The organism is Cupriavidus respiraculi (genome assembly GCF_914271545.1).
GTDB classification, from domain to species: Bacteria; Pseudomonadota; Gammaproteobacteria; order Burkholderiales; family Burkholderiaceae; genus Cupriavidus; species Cupriavidus respiraculi.
In genome coordinates this window covers 933,640-946,417 of sequence record NZ_CAJZAH010000002.1, presented here as the reverse complement: position 1 = coordinate 946,417, position 12,778 = coordinate 933,640, and the positions used below count along the sequence as shown (strand labels likewise).

13 protein-coding genes are annotated in these 12,778 nt (G+C 66.2%); 12 read left to right on the top strand and 1 reads right to left on the bottom strand.

Features of this window, described 5'->3' with window-relative positions; translation table 11 throughout:
* Positions 1-24: 24 nt before the first annotated feature.
* The 3 genes from hisC (at position 25) to aroA (ending at position 3,564) form a co-directional block, all read left to right on the top strand.
* Positions 25-1,140 (top strand): histidinol-phosphate transaminase, encoded by a 1,116-nt coding sequence (gene hisC / locus LDO27_RS12220; RefSeq protein ID WP_224042009.1) that lies wholly within the window; start codon positions 25-27, stop codon positions 1,138-1,140.
* A 109-nt stretch (positions 1,141-1,249) separates the two neighbouring features.
* A complete protein-coding gene (locus LDO27_RS12215) occupies positions 1,250-2,188 on the top strand; it encodes a prephenate dehydrogenase (RefSeq protein WP_224042007.1) in 939 nt (312 codons plus the stop codon).
* Between the two features lie 71 nt (positions 2,189-2,259).
* Positions 2,260-3,564: a 3-phosphoshikimate 1-carboxyvinyltransferase gene (aroA, locus tag LDO27_RS12210; RefSeq protein ID WP_224042005.1), complete on the top strand. Its 1,305-nt coding sequence runs from the start codon at positions 2,260-2,262 to the stop codon at positions 3,562-3,564.
* Position 3,565: 1 nt separating this feature from the next.
* Here aroA and LDO27_RS12205 read toward each other — a convergent pair whose 3' ends face one another.
* Positions 3,566-3,820: a DUF2061 domain-containing protein gene (locus tag LDO27_RS12205; RefSeq protein WP_224042003.1), complete on the bottom strand. Its 255-nt coding sequence runs from the start codon at positions 3,818-3,820 to the stop codon at positions 3,566-3,568.
* Between the two features lie 138 nt (positions 3,821-3,958).
* Between LDO27_RS12205 and cmk the strand changes: the two genes are divergently transcribed.
* The 9 genes from cmk to LDO27_RS12160 all read left to right on the top strand — a co-directional run bounded on the left by cmk (position 3,959) and on the right by LDO27_RS12160 (position 12,772).
* Complete coding sequence (gene cmk / locus LDO27_RS12200; RefSeq protein ID WP_222201632.1) at positions 3,959-4,621, top strand: (d)CMP kinase; 663 nt, start codon at positions 3,959-3,961, stop codon at positions 4,619-4,621.
* Positions 4,622-4,764: 143 nt separating this feature from the next.
* Positions 4,765-6,459 (top strand): 30S ribosomal protein S1, encoded by a 1,695-nt coding sequence (gene rpsA / locus LDO27_RS12195; protein ID WP_222201631.1) that lies wholly within the window; start codon positions 4,765-4,767, stop codon positions 6,457-6,459.
* Positions 6,460-6,489: 30 nt separating this feature from the next.
* Positions 6,490-6,948, top strand: coding sequence for an integration host factor subunit beta (locus tag LDO27_RS12190; RefSeq protein WP_222201630.1), 459 nt, complete (start codon positions 6,490-6,492; stop codon positions 6,946-6,948).
* Between the two features lie 201 nt (positions 6,949-7,149).
* Positions 7,150-7,473: a LapA family protein gene (locus LDO27_RS12185; protein ID WP_222202327.1), complete on the top strand. Its 324-nt coding sequence runs from the start codon at positions 7,150-7,152 to the stop codon at positions 7,471-7,473.
* 3 nt (positions 7,474-7,476) lie between these two features.
* Complete coding sequence (lapB, locus tag LDO27_RS12180; RefSeq protein WP_224042001.1) at positions 7,477-8,718, top strand: lipopolysaccharide assembly protein LapB; 1,242 nt, start codon at positions 7,477-7,479, stop codon at positions 8,716-8,718.
* A gap of 67 nt (positions 8,719-8,785) precedes the next feature.
* The gene (locus tag LDO27_RS12175) at positions 8,786-10,159 is read left to right on the top strand and encodes a UDP-glucose dehydrogenase family protein (RefSeq protein ID WP_224041999.1); all 1,374 of its coding nucleotides are present in this window, start codon (positions 8,786-8,788) and stop codon (positions 10,157-10,159) included.
* Between the two features lie 54 nt (positions 10,160-10,213).
* Positions 10,214-11,161 (top strand): D-glycero-beta-D-manno-heptose-7-phosphate kinase, encoded by a 948-nt coding sequence (gene rfaE1 / locus LDO27_RS12170; protein WP_222201627.1) that lies wholly within the window; start codon positions 10,214-10,216, stop codon positions 11,159-11,161.
* A 28-nt stretch (positions 11,162-11,189) separates the two neighbouring features.
* On the top strand, positions 11,190-12,200 hold the full coding sequence (gene rfaD / locus LDO27_RS12165) for an ADP-glyceromanno-heptose 6-epimerase (RefSeq protein ID WP_224041997.1): 1,011 nt from the start codon (positions 11,190-11,192) through the stop codon (positions 12,198-12,200).
* Between the two features lie 179 nt (positions 12,201-12,379).
* Positions 12,380-12,772 (top strand): ComEA family DNA-binding protein, encoded by a 393-nt coding sequence (locus LDO27_RS12160; protein WP_224041996.1) that lies wholly within the window; start codon positions 12,380-12,382, stop codon positions 12,770-12,772.
* Positions 12,773-12,778 lie beyond the last annotated feature (6 nt).

Below are 12,778 nucleotides of genomic sequence, written 5' to 3'. Positions count from 1 at the left end.
CAATAGCCTGAGCAAGGAGTGGATATGGCTGAACAGGGCAAGCAATTCGGTCCGGAATATGTGCGCGCGATTTCCCCGTACGTGGCCGGCAAGCCGATTGCGGAAGTCGCGCGGGAATTTGGGCTGGACGAGGCGAAGATCGTCAAGCTGGCCTCCAACGAGAATCCGCTGGGCATGCCGGAATCCGCGCGGACCGCGATGGCGGCGGCCATCGGCGAGCTCGGTCGCTATCCGGACGCCAACGGCTTCGAGCTGAAGGCCGCGCTCTCGGCCAGGTACGACGTGCCGGCCGACTGGCTGACGCTGGGCAACGGCAGCAACGACATCCTGGAGATCGCCGCGCATGCGCTGGTCAAGCCGGGCGAATCGATCGTCTACGCCGAATACTCCTTCGCGGTGTATGCGCTGGCCACCCAGGAAGTCGGCGCGCGCGCGATCGAGGTCAAGGCGCGCGACTACGGCCACGATCTGCATGCCATGGCGGCGGCCATCGCCCCGGACACCCGGCTGGTCTTCATCGCCAATCCGAACAATCCCACCGGCACGTTCCTGCCGGCGGCCGAGATCGAACGCTTCCTGGCCAAGGTGCCGGCTGACGTGGTGGTGGTCCTGGACGAGGCCTACAACGAGTATCTCGACGCGGAACAGCAGTACGAATCGGTGAGCTGGGTGCGCAAGTATCCGAACCTGCTGGTCTCGCGGACCTTCTCCAAGGCGTACGGGCTGGCTGGCCTGCGGGTGGGCTATGCGGTCGCACAGCCGGCCTTGACCGACCTGCTGAACCGCATCCGCCAGCCGTTCAACGTCAACAGCATGGCGCAGGCGGCGGCCGTCGCGGCGCTGGGCGATGCGGCCTTCCTGCGCAAGAGCGCCGAACTGAATCGCGAAGGCAAGGCGCAACTGGTTGCCGCGTTCGACCGGCTCGGCCTGCAATATGTGCCCTCGTCCGGCAATTTCGTGCTGGTGCGAGTGGGCGACGACGACGACGCGGGCGCGCGGATCAACCTCGCGCTGCTCAAGCAGGGCGTGATCGTGCGGCCGGTGGGCAACTACAAGCTGCCGCAATGGCTTCGCGTGACGATCGGCCTGCCCGAAGAGAACGAGGCATTCATCAAGGCGCTGGAAGCGGCGCTGCAGTAAGCCGGCCGACGCGCCTGCAAGGCCGCCACCGGTGCGAAAGCGCCGCTGGCGGTTTTTTTCGCCCCTTGCATTTGGGGGCCAGGGACTGGCCAACGTCGGAGCGGCTACAATGCCGACTTCCCCGAATCTCGTCTCCAGACCGCGTATTGCCGTGAGCGCTCTTTATTTTTCCCGTGTCGTCATCGTTGGCGTCGGCCTGATCGGCGGTTCCCTGGCACGCGCGCTGAAGGGCGCCAACGCGGTCGGCACGGTCGTCGGCGTGGGCCGCTCGCGTGCATCGCTGGACAAGGCCATCGCGCTCGGCGTGATCGACGAGGCCGCCACGCTGGAACAAGCCGCCAAAGGCGCCAGCCTGATCGTGCTGTGCGCGCCGGTGGCGCAGACCTTTGCGCTGCTGCACGCGCTGGAGCCGCATCTCGAGGCTGGCACCATCGTCACCGATGCGGGCAGCACCAAGTCCGACGTGATCATGGCGGCCAAGACGGCGCTGGGCGACAAGGTATCGCAGTTCGTGCCCGGGCATCCCATTGCCGGCCGCGAACTCAACGGCGTGGAAGCCGCGCTGGCCGATCTCTATGTCGGCAAGAAGACCATCCTGTGTCCGTTGCAGGAGAACCTGCGCGACGACGTCGCCGCGGTGCGCGCGATGTGGGAGACGGCGGGGGCCGAATGCCACGTCATGTCGGCGGTGCAGCACGATGCCGTGTTCGCCGCCGTGAGCCATCTGCCTCATCTGCTGTCCTACGCGCTGGTGGCGCAGGTGGCGAACGCCGAGGACGGACCGCTCAAGCTCGGCTTCGCCGGCGGGGGCTTTCGCGACTTCACGCGCATCGCCGCCTCGTCGCCCGAAATGTGGCGCGACATCTTTCTGTCGAACCGTGACGCGATGCTGCGCGAGCTCGGCACCTACCAGACCATTCTCGCGCACCTGAAGAAGCAGATCGAGGCGGGCGACGGAGAAGCACTCGAGCGCGTATTGCGCCGTGCGAGCGAGGCGCGGCTGGAATGGGGCGCCCGGCAGGCGACGGCGACCGACGTCGAGCCGTAATCGTGCCGCGGCCGTCCGGCACGGCCAGCTTCGTACCGAATCCCGCAGCGAAACCCACTGATCAGCCCATCATGGAACACCTTACCCTCGGACCTTTCACCCGCGCCACTGGCACGGTGCGCCTGCCCGGCTCCAAGAGCATCTCGAACCGGGTGCTGCTGCTGGCGGCGCTGAGCGAGGGCGAGACGCGGGTCCGCGACCTGCTGGATTCCGACGACACCCGGGTCATGCTCGAGGCGCTGCGCACGCTGGGCGTCGCCTGGCGCAAGGATGGCGACGACTATGTCGTCACCGGCGCGGCCGGGGCGTTTCCGAACAAGTCGGCCGATCTCTTCATGGGCAATGCCGGCACGGCCATCCGTCCGCTGACGGCGGCGCTCGCGCTGCAGGGCGGCAGCTATCGTCTCTCCGGCGTGCCGCGCATGCACGAGCGGCCGATCGGCGATCTGGTCGATGGCCTGCGCCAGATCGGCGCGCAGGTGGAATACCAGGGCACCGAGGGCTATCCGCCGTTGCAGTTGCGCCCGTCCACGATCCGCATCGATGCGCCGATCCGCGTGCGCGGCGACGTCTCCAGCCAGTTTCTGACGGCATTGCTGATGACGCTGCCGATGGCGGACGGCCCCGGCGGGCGCATCGAGATCGAGGTCGTCGGCGAGCTGATCTCGAAGCCGTATATCGAAATCACGCTGAATCTGCTGGCCCGCTTCGGCATCGACGTGCAGCGCGAAGGGTGGTCGCGTTTTATCGTGCCGGCGCGTTCGCGCTACCGTTCGCCGGGCGAGATCTTCGTGGAGGGCGATGCGTCCTCGGCCTCGTATTTCCTCGCGGCGGGCGCCATCGGCGGCGGCCCCGTGCGGGTCGAGGGGGTCGGCATGTCCAGCATCCAGGGCGACGTGAAGTTTGCCGAGGCGCTTAATCGCATGGGCGCCAACGTGATGGCGGGCAGCAACTGGATCGAGGTGCGCGGCACCGAGCGCGACGATGGCCGGCTCAATGGCATCGAACTCGATTGCAACCATATTCCGGATGCCGCGATGACCCTGGCGGTCGCGGCGCTGTTCGCCGAAGGCGCCACCACGCTGACCAATATCGGCAGCTGGCGTGTCAAGGAAACCGACCGGCTGACGGCCATGGCGACCGAGTTGCGCAAACTGGGCGCGACGGTGGAGGAGGGGGCCGACTACCTGCGCGTGTCGCCGCCGACAGAATGGACGTCGCCGGCGGAGGGCATCGACACCTATGACGACCACCGCATGGCGATGTGTTTCTCGCTGGCGTGCTTCGGGCCCGTGCCGGTCCGGATCAACGATCCGCGCTGCGTAGGCAAGACCTTTCCCGAATATTTCGAGGTGTTCGGCCAGGTGGCGCGCTGACTCAGTGGCTGATGGCGAAGGCGGGCCGCACCGCCTGTGGGGCTTCGGCGCGGGCGGCGGGCGCATCGTGGCCGCCGTTCCGGCGGCTGGCCTGGCGGCGTTCCCAGTAGCGGTCGAAGAAATAGTGGGCGACCGTGTTCACCGCCGGTTCGATGAAAGTGATGGCACCGCTGATGGCCAGGCTGCCGGTCAGCGCATACGTCACGCTGAACGCGATGCCAAGGTGCATGATGCCGAACGACAGGGTCTTTGCCATGTTAGATTGCCTCGCAATGTTGCCGGATGTCCTTCCGCCTCTGCCCGCCAGTGCGGCCTCGAGCGGCATCCCATGGCCAAATAATAATGATTCTCAATCGACTGTAGAAATCGATAGTTTCTTTTGCATCAATACAAAATGACTATTGCTGATGTTGTCACCATTGACGGGCCCACCGCATCCGGCAAGGGAACGGTGGCGCACAAGGTGGCTGACGGACTCGGCTTTCACCTGCTCGACAGCGGCGCCCTCTATCGGCTCGTGGCCCTTGCCAGCGCGCGCACCGGCGTCGATCTGGCGGACGTGGACGCGCTCGCGGATCTCGCCCGCCGCCTGGACGTTCGCTTCGGACCGGACCGCGTCTGGATGGACGGAGAGGAAGTGACGTTGCTGATCCGCGCCGAGGAAGTCGGCAACCGGGCCTCGGCCCTCGCGGTGCATCAGCCGGTCCGCGATGCGCTTACCGCACTTCAGCGCGGCTTTCGCAAGCTCCCGGGCCTGGTCGCCGACGGCCGGGACATGGGCACGGTCATTTTTCCCGACGCCTGCCTGAAGGTTTTCCTCACCGCGAGTGTCGAGGCCCGCGCTCGCAGGCGGTATAAACAATTGATTGATAAGGGTATTTCTGCTAATATCGAAAACCTTTTGCGTGACTTGGAAGCGCGCGACGCACGGGATCGTTCCCGCACCGCGGCGCCTCTTCGCCCCGCCGAGGATGCGCGCCTGCTGGATACCTCCGACATGACGGTGGACCAGGCGGTCGCGCAAGTGCTGCGGTGGTATGCCGAACTGGGTCGCTGACCCGACGGCTTTCCCGCTGTGAGTGCCGCGAGCGGATGCCTTTTGCATCGCTGGCGGTGTTGTTCAACCTAACCCCGCTACCTTGGCAGACTGAGCGCGATCGTCGCGCCGGCCAGCGTATTGCGGACTGAGAACCTACGTTTATGTCCGACCTGCAAAATAACGAATCCTTTGCTGCACTGTTCGAGGAATCCGTCGCCCGCTCCAATATGAAGGCTGGTGAAGTGATTTCGGCCGAAGTGGTGCGCATCGACCACAACTTCGTGGTCGTGAACGCCGGCCTGAAGTCTGAAGCCTTCGTGCCGGTGGAGGAGTTCCTGAACGACCAGGGCGAACTCGAAGTGCAGGCCGGCGACTACGTTTCCGTGGCCATCGACGCTCTCGAGAACGGCTATGGCGACACCATCCTCTCCCGCGACAAGGCCAAGCGCCTGGCATCGTGGCTGAACCTCGAGAAGGCGCTGGAAGACGGCGAGATCATCTCGGGTACCGTCACCGGCAAGGTGAAGGGTGGCCTGACCGTGATGGTCAATGGCATCCGCGCCTTCCTGCCGGGCTCGCTCGTCGACGTGCGTCCGATCAAGGACACCACGCCGTACGAAGGCAAGACCCTGGAATTCAAGGTCATCAAGCTGGACCGCAAGCGCAACAACGTCGTGCTGTCGCGTCGTGCCGTGGTCGAAGCGACCCTGGGCGAAGAGCGCCAGAAGCTGATGGAGACGCTGAAGGAAGGCGCCATCGTCAACGGTATCGTCAAGAACATCACCGACTACGGCGCGTTCGTGGACCTGGGCGGCATCGACGGCCTGCTGCACATCACCGACCTGGCATGGCGTCGTGTGCGTCACCCGAGCGAAGTGCTGTCGGTTGGCCAGGAAATCACCGCCAAGATCCTCAAGTTCGACCAGGAAAAGAATCGCGTCTCGCTGGGCGTGAAGCAACTGGGCGAAGATCCGTGGGTCGGCATCTCGCGCCGTTACCCGCAAGGCACCCGCCTGTTCGGCAAGGTGACCAACCTGACCGACTACGGCGCGTTCGTCGAGATCGAGGCCGGCATCGAAGGTCTGGTGCACGTGTCGGAAATGGACTGGACCAACAAGAACGTGGCCCCGTCCAAGGTTGTCCAGCTGGGCGACGAAGTCGAAGTCATGGTGCTGGATATCGACGAAGACAAGCGTCGTATCAGCCTGGGCATGAAGCAGTGCAAGGCCAATCCGTGGGACGACTTCAGCCGCAACCACAAGAAGGGCGACAAGCTGACGGGCCAGATCAAGTCGATCACCGACTTCGGCGTGTTCATCGGCCTGCCCGGCGGCATCGACGGCCTTGTGCACCTGTCGGACCTGTCCTGGCAGGAAACCGGCGAAGAAGCCGTGCGCAAGTACAAGAAGGGCGACGAAGTGGAAGCCGTGGTACTGGGCATCGACGTCGACAAGGAACGCATCTCGCTGGGCATCAAGCAGCTGTCGGGCGATCCGTTCAACAACTTCATCTCGGCCAACGACAAGGGTTCCGTCGTGACCGGCACCATCAAGACCGTGGATGCCAAGGGCGCCGTGGTCCAGCTGGCTGACGATGTGGAAGGTTACCTGCGCGCCTCGGAGATTTCGGCCGACCGCGTGGAAGACGCCCGCAACGTGCTGAAGGAAGGCGAGTCGGTCACGGCCGTGGTCGTCAACGTCGACCGCAAGTCGCGCAACATCAACCTGTCGATCAAGGCCAAGGACTCGGCCGAGCAGCAGGAAGCCATGCAGAAGTTCCAGGCCGATACCGGTGCCGCCGGTACCACCAACCTGGGCGCGCTGCTCAAGGCCAAGCTCGGCCAGGACAACCAGTAATCGGTTGTTCGAACGCCCGCGCGGATGCCCATGACCAAGTCCGAGCTCGTCGAGAAACTGGCTGCCCGCTTCCCGCAGTTGCTGCTGCGGGATGCGGACATCTCGGTGAAAACGATCCTCGACGCGATGTCCGAGGCGTTGGCCGATGGCCACCGCATCGAGATTCGTGGATTCGGCAGCTTCGGCCTGAACCGGCGTCCGCCCCGTGTGGGGCGCAATCCCAAGTCCGGCGAACGTGTGCTGGTGCCCGAAAAACGGGTGCCGCACTTCAAGGCGGGCAAGGAGTTGCGCGAGCGGGTGGACCGCAGTCCGCTGGCGCAGGCGCCGGCATCTCCCGACGCATCGGGTTCGCCGTCGCCGGATAACGGCGGCGCGGCCCTCGCCAACGGGCATGCCACGCATGCCGCCGCGCACGCGCATGGCTTGCAGGCGGCGAACGCCGCCGGTGCCATGCACGAGGCCGGGGGACTCAATCTGGTCCAGTCCTGACGGGCCAGACGTTCCACGGCTGCGGTCAGCAGCAGCTTGTATTCGGAAAGCGCTCCCTCGGGAGCGCTTTTTTTGTTTCCATTTCGTGGCCGGCCCAATCGCCGTGTGGCGGAATCGATCCGCTACAATGCCGGGAATTCGCCGCGGTGCCACGCTGCCGGCGTGTCCTGCCGTCCGATTCATCCGCATCTGGTCACCTGCATGAAACTTGTCGCCTGGATTATTCGTATCGTCCTGTTCGCGCTGCTGTTCGTGCTGGCGCTGCGCAATACGGCCGAGGCTTCGCTGCAGCTGTTCTTCGACATGGTGTGGCGTGCGCCGCTGATCCTGATCCTGCTGGCGGCCTTCGGCCTGGGCATCGTCGCCGCGCTGGCCGCGGTCGCGCCGGGCCTGATGCGGCAGCGGATGGAGATTGCGCGCCTGCGCCGGTCGCTGGGCGCGGTTCGCGCGGCGACGGCCACCGAACCGGCGCCGCCCTCCCGTCAAGCGCCGGTGCCCTATAACGCAATCGGCCCGAAAGTCTGAGCAATGATCTTTGAAACCTGGTGGCTGTTGGCGCTTCCGCTCGTATTCGGGCTAGGCTGGATGGCGGCGCGCTTCGATGTGCGCCAGTTGATGAGCGAGCAGGGCGCGTTGCCGCGCTCCTACTTCAAGGGCCTGAATTTCCTGCTGAACGAGCAGCCCGACAAGGCCATCGACGCCTTTATCGAGGTCGCGCGGCTCGATCCCGAAACCACTGAACTGCATTTCGCGCTGGGCGCGCTGTTCCGCCGCCGCGGCGAAACCGAGCGCGCCATCCGCGTGCACCAGAACCTGGCCACGCGGCCGGACCTGCCGGACCCGGAGCGCGAGCATGCGCTGTACGAGTTGGGGCAGGATTACCTGCGTGCCGGCCTGCTCGACCGCGCGGAAGAATCGCTGCGCCGCCTGATGTCCGGGCCCTACGAGGCGTCGGCCAAGCGCGTGCTGCTGGAGCTGTACGAGGTCGAGAAGGAATGGCGCAAGGCCATCGACGCGGCCCGCGAGATCCAGGCGTTGAACCGGCAGGACTACAGCGTGCAGATCGCCCAGTTCTGCTGCGAGCTGGCCCAGGAGTCGCTGCAGCGCAAGGAGCCCGAGGCGGCGGTCGAATGGCTGGAGCAGGCCCTGCGCGAGAATCCGAAGAACGTGCGTGCGCGCATGCTGCTCGGCGATGTCGCGATGGCCGCCGGCGACGCGCGCGGCGCGCTGCGCCACTGGCTGTCGATCGAGACGCAGGATGCGTCGTTCCTGCCGCTGGTGGCCGACCGCGTGGTCAAGGCCTATCGCGAGCTGGGCGAAGCGGGGCAGGCCATCGATTGGCTGCGCGGCCTGCTCAAGACCGGCCTGGCCGCCGAACTGCTCGATACGGCCTACCGCGCCGAACTCGAACTCAATGGCGCCGAGGCGGCCGTGGCGGTGATGCGCGAGCAATTGCGCCGCCAGCCGTCGCTGCTCGCGCTGACGCGCTATTTCGATGCCCAGGCGGCCCAGGCCAGCCAGAGCGCCGAGGTTGCCATCGCCGGCGCGGGCGAAGCCGCCGCTACCGACGCGCCTGTCGCCACCGCGGCCGGACAGGAACAGGCGCAGGAAGTTGCGGCCATCCGCGACCTGCTGCAGCTGCGCACGCGCAACCTGGCCCGCTACACGTGCCGCGAATGCGGCTTCCGCGCGCGACTGTTCTATTGGCAATGCCCCGGCTGCAATCGCTGGGAAACCTATGCCCCACGCCGGACCGAGGCACTGGGCTGAGCGGGTCCGCGCCTGATTTCGTCACTGTCATTGTCACTGTTACTGTCACCGTTACGGAGCTCGAGCAATGAAAGTCACCATCATCGGCAGCGGCTACGTCGGCCTCGTGACCGGCGCATGCCTGGCGGAACTCGGCAATGACGTGTTCTGCCTCGATGTGGACGAAAGCAAGGTCGCGCAGCTGAACGAAGGCACCGTGCCGATCTACGAGCCCGGCCTGAAGGAGCTGATCCAGCGCAACCGCGACGCGGGACGCCTCGTCTTTTCCACCGACGTGGCCGCCGCCGTCGATCACGCCGACGTGCAGTTCATCGCCGTCGGTACCCCCGCCGGCGAGGACGGCTCCGCCGACCTGCGCTATGTGCTGGCGGCCGCGCACGCCATCGGCCGCCACATGACGGGCTTCAAGATCGTGGTGGACAAGTCCACCGTGCCGGTGGGCACCGGCGACCGTGTGGCGGCGGTGATTCGCGAGGAGCTCGCGCAGCGAGGTTTGGAAGACCTGCAGTTCTCGGTGGTCTCCAACCCGGAATTTCTGAAGGAAGGCGCCGCGGTCGAAGACTTCATGCGCCCCGACCGCATCGTGCTCGGGTGCAACGGCGATGCGAACGGCCGCCATGCCAAGGCCATCATGCGTTCGCTGTACGCGCCCTTCAACCGCAATCACGAGCGCACCTTCTACATGGACGTGCGCTCCGCCGAGTTCACCAAGTACGCCGCCAACTCGATGCTGGCCACGCGCATCTCGTTCATGAACGAGCTGGCCAACCTGGCCGACGAGGTGGGCGCCGACATCGAACTGGTGCGCCTGGGCATCGGCTCCGACCCGCGCATCGGCTACAGCTTCCTCTATGCCGGCGCCGGCTATGGCGGATCGTGCTTTCCGAAGGACGTGCAGGCGATGATGCGCACCGCCGCCGCCCACGGCAAGACCATGCGCGTGCTGGAGGCGGTCGAGGCGGTCAACCAGGCGCAAAAAAGCGTGCTGGGCAACAAGGTGGCCGCGCGCTTCGGCGCCGACCTGAGCGGGCATACGTTTGCCTTCTGGGGCCTGGCGTTCAAGCCCAACACCGACGATATGCGCGAGGCCCCGTCGCGCGTGCTGGCGCGCGAACTGGTCTCGCGCGGCGCTTCGCTGCGCCTGCACGATCCCGTGGCGCTGCCCGAGGCGCGCCGCGTGCTGGAGGAAGACCTCGCCGGCATCGATGGCGGCTATGGCCGCCTGAAGTTCTGCGAGGCGCAGATGGAAGCGCTGGATGGCGCCGATGCGCTGGTGATCCTGACCGAGTGGAAGGTCTTCCGCAGTCCGGACTTCACGCAGATCAAGCGGCGCCTGAAGTCGCCCGTGATCTTCGACGGGCGCAACCTGTACGAGCCGACGATGATGAGCGACGTCGGCATTGAATACCATGCGATCGGGCGTCCGCAGGTGACGCCCTGATGCGCCAATGACACGCAGCCCGCCCTCGACGGCGGCGCTGCCGAAAGGACGTGCATGAGCAAGAACGCAATTCCGCTGGAACAGATCCGGCAATCGCGCATTCTGGTGGTCGGCGACATGATGCTGGACCGCTACTGGTTCGGCGATGTCGACCGCATTTCGCCCGAGGCTCCGGTCCCGGTGGTGCAGGTCAAGCGCAGCGACGAGCGCCTGGGCGGCGCGGCCAACGTGGCGCGCAATGCCTCCGCGCTGGGCGCTCAGGTTGGCATGCTCGGCGTGGTCGGTGACGACGAGCCCGGCCGCACGCTCGAAGCGCTGCTGGCCGCCGACAAGGTGCAGCCCTACCTGCACCGCGATGCCAGCGTCAACACCACGATCAAGCTGCGCGTGATCGCGCACCAGCAGCAGTTGCTGCGCGTGGACTTCGAAAACCCGCCCGCGCACGAGACCCTGGCCTCTGTGCTCGACCGCTTCAACGGGCTGGTAAGGGACTACGAGGTGGTGGTGCTGTCCGACTATGCCAAGGGCGGGCTGGCCCATGTCGCCCGCATGATCGAGGCCGGCCGGGCCGCCGGCAAGGCCGTGCTGGTGGACCCGAAGGGCGACGACTATTCGCGCTATCGCGGCGCCACGCTGATCACCCCGAACCGGGCGGAGATGCGGCATGTGGTGGGGGCCTGGAAGACCGAGGCGGACCTGACCATCCGCGCGCAGAACCTGCGCCGGCAGCTGCAGCTCGAGGCGCTGCTGCTGACGCGTTCGGAGGAGGGCATGACGCTGTACACCGAGGCCGAGGTGCTGCATGTGTCCGCCCAGGCGCGCGAGGTCTATGACGTATCCGGCGCGGGCGATACCGTGATCGCCACGCTGGCGACCATGCTGGGGGCCGGCGTGCCGCTGAAGGAGGCCGTGCAGCACGCCAACCGCGCGGGCGCCATCGTCGTCGGCAAGCTCGGCACCGCCGTCGTCACCTATCCTGAATTGTTCGGCGCCTCCGCGTGAGCGCGCCTTTCGTCCTGCTGGATTCACCATGACCATCATCGTTACCGGCGCGGCCGGCTTCATCGGCAGCAATCTCGTCAAGGGGCTGAACGAGCGCGGCGAGGACAACGTCATCGCCGTCGACAACCTGACGCGCGCCGACAAGTTCCACAATCTGGTCGACTGCGAGATCTCCGACTACCTGGACAAGACCGAATTCCTGGAGCGCTACGCGCGCGGGGATTTCGGCAAGGTGCGTGCGATCTTCCATGAAGGCGCCTGCTCGGACACCATGGAGACCGACGGCCGCTACATGATGGAGAACAACTACCGCTATTCGAAGGCGCTGATGGCGTCCTGCCTGGAGCAGGGCACGCAGTTCCTGTACGCGTCGTCGGCGGCGACCTACGGCGCCTCGCAGACCTTCAAGGAAGACCGCGCCCACGAGCAGCCGCTCAACGTGTACGGGTATTCGAAGTTCCTCTTCGACCAGGTCGTGCGCCGCACGCTGCCCAACGCGCTGTCGCAGATCGTCGGCTTCCGCTACTTCAACGTGTACGGGCCCCGCGAGGCGCACAAGGGACGCATGGCGTCCGTGGCGTTCCACAACTTCAACCAGTTCCGCGCGGACGGGACGGTCAAGCTGTTCGGCGAATACGGCGGCTACGGTCCCGGTGGCCACAGCCGCGACTTCGTGTCGGTCGAGGACGTGGTGAAGGTCAACCTGTTCTTCCTGGACCATCCCGAGAAGTCCGGCATCTTCAACCTGGGCACCGGACGGGCGCAGCCGTTCAACGATATCGCGACGACGGTGGTCAACACGTTGCGCGCGGCCGAAGGCCGGCCGCCGCTGACGCTCGAGGACATGGTCCAGGAAGGGCTGGTGGAGTACATCAAGTTTCCGGACGCGCTGCGCGGCAAGTACCAGAGCTTCACCCAGTCCGACGTGTCGCGGCTGCGCGGCGCAGGCTATACCGCGCCGTTCTACACGGTCGAGGAAGGCGTGTCGCGCTACTGTCGCTGGCTGATGGAGCGCAACGGCGGCGACCGCAACGGCTGACGCGGGGCACGACACCGGCCTCGCGCCGGACCCGGCGGACACGATCGCGTGCGATCGGCGTCAACATTTGTTGCGGCGCGCGCCGGCGCCAGACGGGGCTCTTATCCTGCGGACTCCCTTGCCGAGACAGTCGGGCAAGGTCACCACAACCGCAATCTCACGGATAGGAGCCCTCTTTCATGATCAAGCACATATTGCTGGCCGCGGCATGCTGCCTGCCGCTGGCAGGAACCGCGTTCGCGTCCGTCGACGTCAACAGCGCGGACGAGGCGGCGCTGAACGACGTCAAGGGCATCGGCCCGGCCATGGCGCGGCGCATCGTCGAGGAGCGCGGCAAGCAGGGCGCCTTCAAGGACGCGGAGGACCTCGCGCACCGCGTCAAGGGACTCGGTCCCAAGTCCATCGCGCATTTGCAGGAAGAGGGCCTGGTCATCGGCAGGGCGGGGACGGCCAGTGCCGGCCGCAAGGATGGCAAGGACGGCAAGGGCGTCAAGAGTGCCGCCGGCCCGGTCGAGGTGCGCGGCGGCAAGGCCGGCGGGGCAGACCGGCACGCCGCGAAGCCGGCGCGGTGACCGCGG